Annotated in this window: 15 protein-coding genes and 2 pseudogenes; 9 read left to right on the top strand and 8 right to left on the bottom strand. The window is 65.5% G+C overall.

Translation table 11 applies throughout. The annotated features are described in order from the left end of the window. The 7 genes and pseudogenes from ON45_RS23000 to ON45_RS21200 form a co-directional block, all read left to right on the top strand. Window positions 1-615: pseudogene (locus ON45_RS23000) on the top strand (hypothetical protein); the annotation flags it as partial. A gap of 87 nt (window positions 616-702) precedes the next feature. After that, window positions 703-1353, top strand: coding sequence for an RNA polymerase sigma factor (locus ON45_RS22140; RefSeq protein WP_083914528.1), 651 nt, complete (start codon window positions 703-705; stop codon window positions 1351-1353). Between the two features lie 13 nt (window positions 1354-1366). Continuing rightward, the gene (locus tag ON45_RS06780) at window positions 1367-2368 is read left to right on the top strand and encodes a hypothetical protein (RefSeq protein WP_040492881.1); all 1002 of its coding nucleotides are present in this window, start codon (window positions 1367-1369) and stop codon (window positions 2366-2368) included. Window positions 2369-2438: 70 nt separating this feature from the next. Further along, complete coding sequence (locus ON45_RS06775) at window positions 2439-2762, top strand: hypothetical protein (protein ID WP_040492880.1); 324 nt, start codon at window positions 2439-2441, stop codon at window positions 2760-2762. A gap of 113 nt (window positions 2763-2875) precedes the next feature. Beyond that, the gene (gene trxB / locus ON45_RS06770) at window positions 2876-3859 is read left to right on the top strand and encodes a thioredoxin-disulfide reductase (RefSeq protein ID WP_051062630.1); all 984 of its coding nucleotides are present in this window, start codon (window positions 2876-2878) and stop codon (window positions 3857-3859) included. A gap of 28 nt (window positions 3860-3887) precedes the next feature. Next, window positions 3888-4280 carry a thioredoxin gene (gene trxA / locus ON45_RS06765; protein WP_373281582.1) on the top strand — a complete coding sequence of 131 codons (393 nt, stop codon included), beginning with the start codon at window positions 3888-3890 and terminating at the stop codon, window positions 4278-4280. Further along, window positions 4259-5260 carry a peptidoglycan-binding protein gene (locus ON45_RS21200; protein WP_306301650.1) on the top strand — a complete coding sequence of 334 codons (1002 nt, stop codon included), beginning with the start codon at window positions 4259-4261 and terminating at the stop codon, window positions 5258-5260. Before trxA ends, ON45_RS21200 begins: the two co-directional genes overlap by 22 nt. A gap of 224 nt (window positions 5261-5484) precedes the next feature. Here ON45_RS21200 and ON45_RS06755 read toward each other — a convergent pair whose 3' ends face one another. From ON45_RS06755 to rpmH, 8 genes are all read right to left on the bottom strand, one after another. Beyond that, entirely contained in the window at window positions 5485-6396 is a 912-nt protein-coding gene (locus ON45_RS06755; RefSeq protein WP_040492879.1) for a ParB/RepB/Spo0J family partition protein, read from the bottom strand. Beyond that, window positions 6383-7189 carry a ParA family protein gene (locus ON45_RS06750; protein WP_051062632.1) on the bottom strand — a complete coding sequence of 269 codons (807 nt, stop codon included), beginning with the start codon at window positions 7187-7189 and terminating at the stop codon, window positions 6383-6385. Before ON45_RS06750 ends, ON45_RS06755 begins: the two co-directional genes overlap by 14 nt. Before the next feature lie 211 nt (window positions 7190-7400). Beyond that, window positions 7401-7979 (bottom strand): RsmG family class I SAM-dependent methyltransferase, encoded by a 579-nt coding sequence (locus ON45_RS21195; protein ID WP_051062628.1) that lies wholly within the window; start codon window positions 7977-7979, stop codon window positions 7401-7403. A 126-nt stretch (window positions 7980-8105) separates the two neighbouring features. Next, entirely contained in the window at window positions 8106-9005 is a 900-nt protein-coding gene (gene jag, locus ON45_RS06740) for an RNA-binding cell elongation regulator Jag/EloR (protein ID WP_040492878.1), read from the bottom strand. An 85-nt stretch (window positions 9006-9090) separates the two neighbouring features. Continuing rightward, window positions 9091-10239 carry a YidC/Oxa1 family membrane protein insertase gene (locus ON45_RS06735; RefSeq protein ID WP_040492877.1) on the bottom strand — a complete coding sequence of 383 codons (1149 nt, stop codon included), beginning with the start codon at window positions 10237-10239 and terminating at the stop codon, window positions 9091-9093. A 1-nt stretch (window position 10240) separates the two neighbouring features. Beyond that, window positions 10241-10552: a membrane protein insertion efficiency factor YidD gene (gene yidD, locus ON45_RS06730; protein WP_083914523.1), complete on the bottom strand. Its 312-nt coding sequence runs from the start codon at window positions 10550-10552 to the stop codon at window positions 10241-10243. After that, the gene (locus ON45_RS06725; protein ID WP_241432161.1) at window positions 10549-10821 is read right to left on the bottom strand and encodes a ribonuclease P protein component; all 273 of its coding nucleotides are present in this window, start codon (window positions 10819-10821) and stop codon (window positions 10549-10551) included. The genes yidD and ON45_RS06725 overlap by 4 nt, the downstream gene beginning before the upstream one ends. Window positions 10822-10877: 56 nt before the next feature. Beyond that, window positions 10878-11012, bottom strand: coding sequence for a 50S ribosomal protein L34 (gene rpmH, locus ON45_RS22995; protein ID WP_083914522.1), 135 nt, complete (start codon window positions 11010-11012; stop codon window positions 10878-10880). Between the two features lie 351 nt (window positions 11013-11363). On the opposite strand from rpmH, the gene dnaA reads away from it, so the two are divergent. Beyond that, a complete protein-coding gene (dnaA, locus tag ON45_RS06720) occupies window positions 11364-12767 on the top strand; it encodes a chromosomal replication initiator protein DnaA (RefSeq protein ID WP_040492875.1) in 1404 nt (467 codons plus the stop codon). Between the two features lie 283 nt (window positions 12768-13050). Further along, window positions 13051-13309 (top strand): annotated as a pseudogene (locus ON45_RS06715) (DNA polymerase III subunit beta); the annotation flags it as partial.

Genomic DNA, 13309 nt, shown 5'->3' with positions numbered 1-13309 from the left:
CTGACCCCCGACGACAACCCGCCGCCGGCAACCGAGGCACCCGCGAACTCCGCGGCAGCGGCCGCCGAACCTGCCGCGGGCGACGCAGCCACCGAGACCGAGGCCGACACCGCCGGTACCGAGGCTGCACCGGCCGCCGAACCGGAACCCGTGGGTGCCGTCGCCCAGGTCTCCTCCATCGCGGCGTTCGACCCGGAGGGCAACTTCGAGGAGAACGGCGACCTCGCGGAAGCCGCTCTGGCCGATGCCGACCCCTCGACCTCGTGGCGCACCGAGTGCTACTCCAACCAGTTCATGGGCGCGAAGCGAGGCGTGGGACTCGTCGTGAGCTTCGACCGCCCGCTCGAGCAGGGCATCACCTTCGAGATTCCCTCCGCGCCCTATCAGGTCCAGTTCTTCGAATGGGACGGCGACACCGCACCGATGACCGTCGATGGCTGGGGGGAACCGATCGGCCGCTCGTTCGGTCCCGAACCGGACACCGTCACCGTCGATTCGAGCGACCTCGGAGCGCGCCACCTCCTGCTGCTGCTCAACGAGCTCGGACCCGACGACGGATGCAGCGCGGACAACCCGTTCCGCGGAACGATCGACGAGATCACCGTCCTCGGCTGACCCGCTGCACACTCCAGGTTCGTCGCTCACCAGTGGAACTTCGCGCGGTGGCGGCGGGGCGGAGTCGGCGTTCGTTACGCTCGCCCAATCGCAGTCCAGACCGATGACAACGAGCTGATCGAAGCGGCGCGCGCGGGTGATCGCTACGCGCTCGATCAACTGCTCCGGCGGTACTACGACCGGATCCACGCCACGGCCCGCCGCATCGCCGGGCCCACCCGTGACGGTGACGACGCGACGCAGGAAGCACTGATCAAGATCGTCCGCAGCCTGCCGAAGTTCGACGGTCGTTCGTCGTTCGGAACCTGGGCGTACCGGATCGCGACGAACGCTGCGCTCGACGAGCTCCGCAAACGGAAACGACGTCCCGCACTCCACGTGTTGAGCGACGAGGCCGACACGCCGGGTTCCGATCCGGTCGATGAGATGGCCGAGCGTCGGGTCTCCTCGGTCGCCGACCGGCTCGCGCTCGACGATGCCCTGGACACGCTGCCCGAAGAGTTCCGGAGCGCCGTCGTTCTCCGTGACGTCGTCGATCTCGACTACGCGGAGATCGCCGAGGTGCTCGACATCCCGATCGGCACCGTGAAGTCCCGGATCGCCCGGGGTCGGCGCATGCTCGCTGACGACCTCCGGCTCGACGAGCACGCTGACCTGGTGGACGAGGCGACATCGGAAACTTCGCGGCCGGTCGGGAACCGCACCGGTGACTTCGAGCGTCCAACGGATCTGACATGAAGCGGGACCGACGATGACTGACGACTACGACATGGAGAACGAGACCACCCGCCTCGCGAGCCAGTACGTCGACGGCGAGGTCACAGCGGACGAGCGGGCACTGGTGGAGACGAGCACGGATGCGCTCGACGAGGTCGACGAATTCACCGCCGTGCGCACCGTGCTCGAAGCGACGGCGCCGATTGCCTCGCTGTCCGAACGCGAGGGCCACCTCGCAGCCGCGCTCGACGTGTGGGAGCGGATGAGCGAGGGCGAGCGCGCGGGTGAGATGACGCCGAGCGATGGCATCGCCGCGGCTGCTGCGGCCGCCGTGTCGACCCCGAGCGGTGGGACCCGCACCCCCCGCTCCGGTCCTCGACGCCAACTCGCCGGACTCAACGGTCGGCAATGGTTCCTCGGCGCGGCGGCTGCGCTCACGATGGTCGCCGGCCTCGGCTTCGTCGTGCGCGGACTGGTGACGAACGACGACGCCGACACGAGCGAAGTGGCGGTCGATTCCGAGTCCGACGACCTGCCGGCCGAACTCGGTGAGCTCGAAGCTGCGGAGGCCGCCGAGGTGAACGGGGAGAACGTCGGCGCCGACGTTCCACCGGTCCAGTCGGATCTCAGCGACGAAGCGGCCACCTCCGGCCTGTTCCCCGCCGACGAAGCGGCCGCCGAAGCCGATGCGACCGGTCAGACGCTGCCCGGCGAGGAACAACCGGCACCACCGCCCGACGAAGGGATGATCGCGATCGAGAACTCGGAGGATCTCGCAGACTACGCGAGCTTCGCGATCCGCGGGCTCGAGGCCGGCGACACCGCAAACGACGACATCGACTTCGAACCCGCCTTCGGCAGCTGTGAGTCCGAACTGGGAGTGGAGGAAGAACTCGAGCCGGTGATCTATGCCGGCACGCCGGTGGTGGTCGGCGTCGACCTCGACAACGATCTCGTGCTCGCCTACACCCCGGAAGAGTGCGACATCATCGCGAGAACGTCGCTCCCGAACGACGCCGACCAGACCGCCCCCTGATCGGAACGGCACCCCCGACGACAGGGACCCCTGGTGGTCGCCCCATCCATCGCGGCTAACCTCGCGCGTCATGGCCGGAAATCCCCTGACCGATCCCGACTGGGCAGCGACGACGACCGACCAGGTCGTTCGGCTCGTCGACAACGTACGGTCGAAGACCACCAAGCCGGCGGTGATGGCCGCCCGCGGCGTCGTCTTCGGGCTCCTGGCCGTGTTCCTCGGCGTGTTCGCCCTGGTCCTGCTGTGGATCGGGCTCACCCGCGGTCTGCAAGCGGCGATCGAACCGTTCTCCAACCAGGCCCGCGCGGTGTACATCAGCTACTTCATCATCGGCGGTGTGCTCTGCATCGTCGGGTTGGTGCTGTTCAAGAAGCGCAACGCCGGCTCCGCCTGACGCCCGCCGGGAATACCGGCACGGGGCCGCTGCGTTCTTCCTGGTGAATCCCGCGTGCCCTCCTGTGCCGGCCGTCGCCGCACGGTCCTTCTTCCACCCCTCAGAAAGTCACGATGACCGATCTCTCCACCCCTGATTCCGGCACCGGCGACACGGTGCACGACGTCGTGATCGTCGGCTCCGGCCCCGCCGGGCTCACCGCCGCGATCTACACCGCTCGTGCCAACCTCGCTCCCCTGCTGATCGAAGGCGAACCGTCGTCCACCTCCGACCAGCCCGGCGGCCAGCTGATGCTGACGACCGACGTCGAGAACTTCCCCGGATTTCCCGAAGGTGTCATGGGCCCGGATCTCATGGGCAACATGCGTGAGCAGGCAGAACGCTTCGGAACGACGATCATCACCGACAAGGTCACCGCGGTCGACCTGAGCGAGCGTCCCTTCACGATTTCGACGCGTGACGCGACCCATCGGGCGAACGCGGTCATCGTGTCCACCGGTGCGCAGTCGCTCATGCTCGGTCTCGAAGCGGAGGAACGGCTGATCGGTCACGGGCTGTCCACGTGCGCGACCTGCGACGGGTTCTTCTTCCGCGGCCACGAGATCGCCGTTGTCGGTGGCGGTGACTCGGCCATCGAGGAAGCCAACTTCCTCACGAAGTTCGCCGACAAGGTGACCCTGATCGTGCGCCGCGACGAACTCCGCGCGTCGGCGATCATGCAGGACCGGGCCAAGGCGAACCCGAAGATCGAGTTCCTCTGGAACACCTCGGTCACCGACATCAACGGCACCGACAAGGTCGAGAGCGTCGACATCGTCGACAACGTCACCGGCGAGACCGGAGTGCTCCCGGTGACCGGCCTGTTCATCGCGATCGGCCACAAGCCGAACACCGACCTCTTCCGCGGTGTGCTCGACATGGACGAGGACACCGGCTATCTCGTCACCCGCCCCGATTCCACGTACACCAACGTGCCCGGCGTGTTCGCCTGCGGCGACGTGAAGGATTCCGTCTACCGCCAGGCGATCACCGCGGCCGGCAGCGGCTGCATGGCGGCCATCGACGCGGAACGCTGGCTCGAAGACCAACACGACTGACCACCTCGCGGTACCCTCGACGTCGGGAATGTCGGACGACAACCAGTGGTTGTACTGGAACGACTCCCTCGAAAGGACCAAGAACATGGCAAACGGAATCACCGATCTCTCCACGGCAACCTTCGACGAGACCGTCAACGGCGCGTCCAAGCCGGTCGTCGTCGACTTCTGGGCCGAATGGTGCGGACCGTGCAAGAAGATCGCGCCGATCCTCGGCGAGATCGCCGACGAGCGCGACGAACTGTCCGTCAACAAGCTGAACGTCGACGACAATCCGGACATCGCCATGAAGTTCAGTGTCATGTCGATCCCGACTCTCCTCGTCTTCGACAAGGGTGAGGTCGTCGGGCGGATCACCGGCGCCAAGAGCAAAGGTGCCCTGCTCGAGGAGATCGACGGATTCCTGGCCACTTCCCACTGACCCGCGGTCAACGCGGCGAAGCGGTCCGAGACCTCCAGCACCGGTTGGCGGCGGCCGGATACGAACCCGACGGTGCCAGTTCCGGCATCTTCTGTTCGTCGACCGCCACGGCCGTCACCAACTTCCAGACCGAACGCGGACTCCACGTGAGTGGTGCCTGCGACGAGCCGACCTGGCTCGCGCTCATCGAAGCCGGCTGGGAGTTGGGCGACCGGCTGCTCATGCTCGACGCTCCGATGTATCGCGGCGACGACGTCGCTGACCTGCAGCGGAGCCTCAACCGACTCGGTTTCGACTGCGGCCGACCGGACGGCATCTTCGGACCGGCCGCGGGCCGCGCCCTCACCGATTTCCAACGCAACTCGGGGCTCACCGCCGACGGTGTCTGTGGGACGCAGACGGTACGGACGCTCCGGTCGGTCAGCCGACAGACCGGATCCGGCCCGGGTGTGGCATCGATCCGCGAGGCCGAAGCGGTTCGCACCCCGACCTCGATCGCCGGCCTGCGCGTGGTCGTCGGACAATTCGGCGGGCTGAGCTCGATTGCCCGGTCGCTCTCGAGATCGTTGCGCGAACGCGGTGCCACCGTGATGTCGACCGACGAGTACGAAGCACCCGCCCAGGCGTCGGCGGCGAATCGGTTCGGCGCGGACGCCTATCTAGGTTTTGACGCTCGTACTGACCAATGCTCGATCGTCTCGTACTTCGCAGTGCCCTCGTTCGAATCGGTCGGCGGACGATCGCTCGCGACGCGCATCGTCGACGAGCTGGACCCGGTTCTCGAGTGCCGACCGGTGCTCAACGGGATGCGACTTCCCGTGCTCCGTGAGACGCGGATGCCGGCGGTGCTCTGTTCGGTCGGACCGGTACGCAGCGTGGTCGATCGCACGAATCTGCTCACCGAGGCGGTCACACGAGCGATCACCGACTGGAGTGAGGCGCCCCTCGAGGTCGCCGATCAGTCGGCCGAGAGTACCTGAACCCCCAGGTCAGGGTACATCTCCGGGGTTATCCACAGGTTCATCCCCAGTCTGTGTGTTTCCTTCAACGTCACCTTCACGACATGCTCACGACACGTGGTGACCTCGGTCATACTCGACCGCCCAACGCGCGAATCTCCGGCCGGTACGCGCGTGCACCTCGACCTCACGCGCGACGTCAGATCGGCCCCTCACGCGCGAGTCGAGACTCGCGCACCCGCGAGTCAGGAGGTCATTTGCCGGTAGATGCGCTCGAGGTCTTCGAGGTCGGCGAAATCGATCGTGACCTTGCCGCGCTTCGCGCCCAGTTGCACGCCGACTCGGGTTTCGAGATACTCCGCGAGCAACTCCTCGAGCTCCAACAGCCCGGGGGGACGGAGTTTCGTCGCGGGCGTCAATCCCGCACCGTCGATGGTTCCGGACGGCGAGTCCGCTGTCGACTCGTCGACCCCCCCGCCGGAGTCCGGTTCGGCCGGACCCCGGACGGCCTGTTCCACCATTCGTACCGTCCACCCATCGGCGACCGCCTGTGCGGCGAGTTCCTCCTGGCGCGTCCGATCGGGCGTGCCGAGGAGGGCCCGCGCATGACCTGCGCTGAGTTGTCCGTCGGCCAGGAACGACTGGACTGACGGGGGCAGAGCGAGGAGCCGAATCGAGTTGGTGATCGCGGAACGACTCTTCCCGACGCGACCGGCGAGGTCGTCGTGGGTCAACTCGAAGTCCTCGAGGAGCTGCTGAAACGCAGCCGCCTCCTCGAGTGCGCTGAGGTCCTGCCGGTGCAGGTTCTCCACCAGCGCCTGTTCGACCGAGCTGAGATCGCTGGTCGAACGCACGATGGCAGGAATCGTGGCGAGGCCCGCACGCTGCGTGGCACGCCAACGACGCTCCCCCGCGATCAGCTCATAGCGATCGTCGCCGACCGGCCGGACGAGAATCGGCTGGAGCACGCCCATCTCCGCGATGGAGGCCGCGAGCTCGACGAGGCTCTCCTCGTCGAAGTGTTGGCGCGGCTGATTCGGGTTCGGGGAGACGGCCGCAGTCGAGATCTCGATCAGCTCGCCGGCTTCTCCGCCCACTCCACCTTCCATCGGGATGAGGGAGCTCAGTCCCTTTCCGAGTCCACTAGGTCGCGGCACGGTGTACCTCCTTGGCTGCGTCGCGGTACGCAAGTGCGCCTCGCGAAGATGAATCGAACGTGGTGATCGGCTGACCGAACGACGGTGCCTCCGACAACCGTACGGTGCGAGGGATCACGGAGCGCAGCACCTTCTCACCGAAGTGCTCACGTACTTCACCGACGACCTGATCGGACAGCTTCGTCCGGGCGTCGTACATCACACACAGGATCGTGCTGAGATCGAGCTGCGGATTGAGATTCCGTTTGACGAGGTCGACGTTGCGGAGGAGTTGGCCGAGTCCTTCCAAGGCGTAGTACTCGCACTGAATCGGGACGAGCACCTCGCGGGCTGCGGACAATCCGTTCACCGTCAACAGTCCCAGCGATGGGGGACAATCGATGAGGACGTAGTCGTAGTCGTCGATGACCGAGTCGATCGCGCGCTTCAGACGCTGTTCGCGACTGAACGCCGGGACGAGTTCGATCTCCGCGCCGGCAAGGTCGAGCGACGCCGGCGCGACGAAGAGGTTCATCACGTCGGTGGGCTCGACGACGTTCTCGAGCGGTTCATCGTGCAACATCACGTGGTACATCGAACGCTCGAGGCCGCGATTCTCGATCCCCAACCCGGTCGAGGCGTTACCCTGCGGATCCAAGTCGATCAACAGGACGCGCAGACCCATCTCGGCCAGCGCCGCTCCCAGGTTGACGGTGGTAGTGGTCTTCCCGACCCCACCCTTCTGATTGGCAACCGCCAGGACGCGTGGGAGCGGGTGCGCGATCGTCGGCTCGGTAGCGGGCTCGACCTCGATATTCGGGATCTGGCTCGGGATCGCACCATTCGGTGCGGTGTCATCGGTCGACACGGCAAACTCCATTCACGACGCTGGAACAGCGACCCGTACTGTGCCCGATTCAGGGCGCCGTTACAAGGACCCTCCGCATGTTTCACATGAAACACCCGCCCAACCCCTCCTCGTGATTGGGATCCGGGCTCGATGCGCGAAGCCCGTTCACGGCCCTTCAGGTGGAAGCGGGGGATGATGTTTCACGTGGAACATCTGCGGAGAACACCGAGACCGGCCCCGACCCGTCGTCCAGTCGGAAAAGTCCCAGGTCAGCGACGTGGTCCGGCCGCCAACGATCTCCGGACGGTGGCTCACTGATCACGATCACGCCGGTGGGGTCGAGCAGTTCCGAAGCCATCCGCAACGTTGACTCGGGTGGACCGAACCCTCGGGCGACCACCGCGTCGAAATGGTTCGGCATTCGCACGATCAACCGCTCGACGTCGTCCGTCACGACCGACACGCGGTCCGTCCACCCCAGGCGCGACACCACGCGTCGAAGGAAGTCGGTGCGTTTCGTGCGTCGGTCGGCGAGAACCACGGCGAGGTCGGGTCGGTCGTGGGCGATCACCAGTCCCGGAACTCCGCCCCCGGATCCCAGGTCGATCACCGTTCCCGTCACCCCCTCGAGAGGAACAACGAACGTCCGAGCGTGGTCGATCACCTCGGGAATCGGGCGCTCGCCCAGAAAGCCGAGGCGTTGACTCTCCTCCAGGACCCGTTCCAACTCGGTCGAAGGAGAGCGCGATGTCATGGCTGCAGTGTGGCACGAAGCGCGGGGAAGTCGGTGGAGGAACGCGGTCCCGAACGCGACGAAGCCCGACCACGCAGGTGGTCGGGCTTCGTCGGAGTGTCCGGGTCAGAGCCCGGAGAGTCGATGTCAGGCGGGGACGACGACGATCCGGCGATTCGGATCGTCACCCTCGGATCGGCTCGAGACGCCGTCCTCCTCGTTCAGGGCGTCGTGGATCACCTTGCGGTCCGCCGACGGCATCGGCTCCAACGCACGAGCAGAACCTGATTCACGCACCGACGCCGCGACATCCGACGCGAAGCGTCCGAGTGCCTCGTTGCGACGAGCCCGGTATCCCGCCACATCCACACGCAAGCGAGTCTCGTGGTCGCCCAGGCGACGCTGTGCCGACACGCGGACGAGATCCTGAATCGCGTTCAACGTACGTCCGCCCGGACCGACGAGCAGTCCGAGCTCCTCGCCGTTCAGCTGCACGTCGAGCTCGGTTCCATCGACCTGCAGCTCGCTCGTTGCCGTGGCCCCGAACGCGGTGGCCAGGCCATCCATGAACGTGACCGCAGCGTCGCCGACCTCTTGGGGGGAGACGGGGGAGGGATCTCGCTCGTCGTTGCTCATGGCTTTCTCCTGCTTGTTGTTTCCTGATCGATCCTTGCGGCGCTGTCCGCCACGTCCGCTCCCGTTCGACGAGGCCGAAACGGTCGACTCGTCCTTCTCCGGAGCGGAGCCTTCGTCGGACGGGGTGTCCGATGCCGGCTGCTGGTCGGACGGTGCGTCAGTGGAGGCACCCTCGGCGCCGCCCTTCGACTTGTCCTTCGAGCCGCGGCGACGACGTTCCTGCTTCGGGCGAACCTGCGCCGGCTTCACGCGAGCACGCACTCGTGCCTCGCCGCGCGTTCGTCCGAACAGGCCCGGCTTGGGCTCCTCGAGAATCTCGAACTCCGCTTCGTCGGCGGCGACGCCCAGACGGTCGAGGGCCGCCTCCTGGGCCTGTTCGACCGTCTTTGCTGTGGTTTCGACCCACTCCATGTCGTGCTTCCTCATTTCTCCCGAGACATCGTCTCGTGTGTCTGGCTTGTCGTTTCGTCTCGCGGAACGTGGCGCGGACCGGTGGTCAGCGCTTCTTCTTGCCCTTGCCACCCTTGGATGACTTGGGTGGACGACCCTTCGCGGCCTCGGCCTGCTTCCGACTCGGTGTCGGACGACCCTTTCCGCTCGGCGCATCGCCGTTGACCTTGCTCGGTCGGGACTTCGGCGGGGTGACCCGCTTGCTCTGGTCGGTCGGCCGCTTCGGCTTCGAGTTGCCCGTGGTCTTCTGGTTCGGCTTCTTCGTGGCGGACTGGTTCTTCTCGGCGTCACCCTTCGCGCCCATGAGGTCCCGCTTCGCCTGGCCGAACAATCCGGTCGGCTCGCCGTCCTTCTTCGACTGCTCCCGGGCGGCTTCGCCCGCGCGCTGCGCCTGGCGACCGAGCGACTCGTCGTGGCCGTAGAACTTCTTGGTGATGTAGTACTGCTGAGCGATCCGCAGGAGCGTCTGGAAGATGTAGTAGATGACGAGCGCGGTCAGGAAGAAGATCTGGAACACCGCGAACACGACCGGCAGGTACTGCATCAGCTTCTGCTGCGTCTGCGACATCGTGGGGCTGATCGACGCGCGTGCGGCGACCATGCGCTGCTGTCCGAAGTAGAGGCCGCCGAGCAGGACGACCAGCAGTGCGTACACGATGCCCGTTGCCGGGTTCTCGGTGATCGCCTCGAACGGCGACAGGCTCAGGTCCAAGCCCAGTTCGTCCATGCTGAACTTGCCGTAGAGCGCCTCGAACAACCCGGAGTCGACCGCCAGGTACCGCGGGATGAAGCCGCCGATCTCCTCGGAGTGGCCCAGCGACTCGAACGTCGCATCAGCAATCGGCGCCGCGCTGCCGCGAGGGGAGTAGGTCAGCCCACGCAAGACCCGGAACATGATGATGAACACCGGCATCTGCGCGATCAGGGGCAGACACGAAGACATCGGGTTGACCTTGTGCTCCTGATAGAGCTTCATCATCTCTTCGTTGAGCTTCTGCTTGTCGTTGCGGTGCTCGTTCTGCAACCGGCGCATCTCGGGCGCGATCTTCTGCATCTCGAGCATGCCCTTGGTGCTCTTCAACGTCAGCGGTGTGGTGATCGCCATGATCACCACCGACATCAGCGCGATCGCGACGATGTAGCTGCTCGTGAAGTCGTAGAACCACGACAGCAGTGCGGCAGGAATCTCGAACATGTCAGCAGTCCTCGAAGGTGGTGGGTGACGTCCGACGCGCGCCAGCGTCCGGACGGGGATCGGCAGCAGCCGATGACGTGGCGTCGGTCGCATCGGGGACCGGGTCGAACCCGGACGGACCGAACGGACGGCAACGCAGCAGGCGACGCAGGGTCAGGTAGGCGCCCCGGCGGGTTCCGTGCACCGCGAATGCCTCGCTGGCATACGTGGAACAGGAGGGGAAGAAGCGGCACGGCGACGGGCGACCTTCGACCAGCCGTTGGTACCAGTTGATCGCCGCGAGTGCGCGACGCTGGACCCACGTGGTCGTCATCTCGCGTCGGCCGGCCGACCGAGTTTGGCTGGAAGTTTCTCCAGCGCAACACGAATCTGGTCGAACGTCAGTTCGCTGGCGTTGGGGCGGCAGCCGATCAGATACAGTCCGGTCGCCAGGTCGAGTTCGGCCATCACGGCGCGCAGACGACGCCGGAGACGATTGCGGGTCACCGCATTGCCGACGGCTCGATTGATCGCGAACGCCACCTGGGCGACGTCCAGCGACGGATCCGGGAGGTGTGAGCACCAGAAAGGTTCGATTCGCACACGGTGACCGTCGCGGCGAAGCCGCTGGAAGTCGTCCCGTGACCGAATCCGACCGATCAAGCCGACAGGCGGGCGCGCCCCTTGGCGCGACGCGACTTGAGAACGGCACGGCCGGCGCGAGTGCTCATCCGGGCGCGGAAGCCGTGCTTCTTCGAGCGGCGGCGAGCATTGGGCTGATATGTACGCTTCACGTGATACTCCGTGATCCTTCGACGACACCGGGTACGAAATCGGTCGCTGCTCGAGATCGGAGCGCAGCAGACAACGACCGGGCAGACAGCCCGATCCCGGATGTGATCCAACAGGATACGGTCGCGCGAACGAAGCTCCCAACCTCGCCGTCCGACCCGTTCCGATGGGGGCGACGAATGACGTCGATGTAGTTTACCCACAGGTCACCTCGGAGCGCATCACCCCAGCGTATGGGCATGATTTCGGCACGTTTGCGTCGTCGCTCCTGCCTGCTAGCGTGCGCAGACCCTGCCACCTGTCCACACTCTGTGGATAAAGTTGTGGATCACAGAATCTCCGAGACACGACCGATGCCCTTGACCGACGCCGACGACATGTGGACCCAAGTGACGTTGTCGCTTCGGTCCCAACTCGCCGAGAGCGTGTGGTTCTCGACCTTCCAAGAGGTCACGCCGGTCCACGTCGACGAGACGTCGTTCCAGTTGCTCGCGCCGAGCGCGTACGTCCGTGACCGCATCACCACGCGGTACATGCCGTTGATCGTCGACGCGCTCGACGAATCAGGTTTCGGTGGACGCGACATCATGATCGACGTCGACCAGACGGCGGAGCGCGACGTCGACGACTCGCCCGACGACGTCACCACCGAGTCCGAGCACGAGCCCATCCAGCCCGAGGTTCCGGTCCAACCCCACGTCGACGACGCCAGCGACCGCAATCATCTCCTCGAAGCGGCCGGCCTCAGCAGCGACTACACGTTCGACACCTTCGTCAAGGGCGCATCGAACCAGTTCGCGCTCGCGGCGTCGTTGCGGGTCGCCGAGACACCCGCACGCAGCTACAACCCCCTGTTCATCTACGGGTCGGCCGGACTCGGCAAGACCCATCTGCTGTACGCGATCGGCCACTACGTCCACTCGAACTACCGCCATCACAAGGTGCGCTACGTCTCGACCGAGACGTTCATGAACGAGTACGTCGAGGCGATCCGTCAAAACACCACCAACTTCCTGCGTCAGCGCTACCGCGAGATCGACGTGTTGCTCATCGACGACATCCAGTTCATCGCGAACAAGGAAGGACTCCAGGAGGAGTTCTTCCACACGTTCAACGCGTTGCACGGTGCGAACAAGCAGATCGTCATCAGCTCCGACCGGATGCCCGATGCCATTCCCACTCTCGAAGAACGCCTGCGGAGCCGGTTCAAGTGGGGACTGATCACCGACATTCAGCCGCCCGACGTGGAAACGCGTCTCGCGATCCTGCGCAACAAGGCCGAGCGTGAAGGCATCGAGGTCCCCGGCGACGCGCTCGAGTTCGTCGCCGAGAACATCTCGACGAACATCCGTGAGTTGGAAGGGGCACTCGTTCGAGTCATGGCGTTCGCCAGCCTGAGCCGCCAACCGATCACGATCGATCTGGTGCGCGAGCAGTTGGCCGATCTCCTCACCGTGACCCGGCCCCGCGTCCGCACGCCCGAGGAGCTGCTCGACGAGATCGCCGCGATCCTCAAGTTCGACGTCGAAGCCCTCAAGGGCAAGAGCCGACAACGGCCGCTGGTCACCGCTCGCCAGGAAGCGATGTACGTCTTCCGCGAGCTCACCGATCTCAGCTATCCGGCGATCGCGCGGCTGTTCGGAGGACGCGATCACACGACGGTGATCCACGCCAACGAGAAGATCCAGCGGCTGATGAAGGAACGCAAACAGGTCTACGACCAAGTCACGGATCTGCTGCAGCAGCTCAAAGCATGAATGCCACATCGGTCGTCGACGCGAACTTTCGGACCAGGTCCGAACACCCGCGCGGTGGACATCGCGGTGGACGCGAGACCGGATTACGCGCCGACGAGCGGTGGACATCGCGCCATCGTCCACCGAATCACATCGGTGGGAGTTCGATCCTGTGGATCGACGGCCATCCCATGTGGACGTCGCCGACCGTCGTACGCTGCTCGAACGTGGCTTGTCCCCAATCCACAGCCCCTACTACTCGTACTGTTCTTGAAACATCCCCTCATGAGGAGAAGTCCCGACTGTGAAGTTCCGTTGCGAACGTGACGTCCTTGCCGATGCCCTGAATGCAGCCGGGCGTGCGGCGACCAATCGAACGGGCACGCTCCCGGTCCTCGCCGGAGTCCGGATGGACGTACGTGGAGACACCCTGACGGTCACGGGTACCGACCTCGAATTGACGATCATGCTGACCGTCGACGTGGGTGGGGATCGAGACGGATCTGCGGTGGTTCCGGCGCGGTTGATCGGTGACATCGTGAAGGCCCTGCCGGCGGGCGCGG

The sequence above is a fragment of the Ilumatobacter nonamiensis YM16-303 genome, from assembly GCF_000350145.1.
GTDB lineage: Bacteria > Actinomycetota > Acidimicrobiia > Acidimicrobiales > Ilumatobacteraceae > Ilumatobacter_A > Ilumatobacter_A nonamiensis.
Note: the sequence above shows the minus strand (reverse complement) of the source record. Positions and strands in the feature narration are given on the sequence as shown.

What these genes read in the sequence shown, in the direction of transcription:
- ON45_RS06775 (WP_040492880.1), top strand. Translation starts at nt 2,439, where the DNA reads ATGGCCGGAAATCCCCTGACCGATCCCGACTGGGCAGCGACGACGACC.
- yidD (WP_083914523.1), bottom strand. Translation starts at nt 10,552, where the DNA reads ATGACGACCACGTGGGTCCAGCGTCGCGCACTCGCGGCGATCAACTGG.
- trxB (WP_051062630.1), top strand. Translation starts at nt 2,876, where the DNA reads ATGACCGATCTCTCCACCCCTGATTCCGGCACCGGCGACACGGTGCAC.
- trxA (WP_373281582.1), top strand. Translation starts at nt 3,888, where the DNA reads ATGTCGGACGACAACCAGTGGTTGTACTGGAACGACTCCCTCGAAAGG.
- ON45_RS06735 (WP_040492877.1), bottom strand. Translation starts at nt 10,239, where the DNA reads ATGTTCGAGATTCCTGCCGCACTGCTGTCGTGGTTCTACGACTTCACG.
- jag (WP_040492878.1), bottom strand. Translation starts at nt 9,005, where the DNA reads ATGGAGTGGGTCGAAACCACAGCAAAGACGGTCGAACAGGCCCAGGAG.
- dnaA (WP_040492875.1), top strand. Translation starts at nt 11,364, where the DNA reads ATGCCCTTGACCGACGCCGACGACATGTGGACCCAAGTGACGTTGTCG.
- ON45_RS21195 (WP_051062628.1), bottom strand. Translation starts at nt 7,979, where the DNA reads ATGACATCGCGCTCTCCTTCGACCGAGTTGGAACGGGTCCTGGAGGAG.
- ON45_RS06780 (WP_040492881.1), top strand. Translation starts at nt 1,367, where the DNA reads ATGACTGACGACTACGACATGGAGAACGAGACCACCCGCCTCGCGAGC.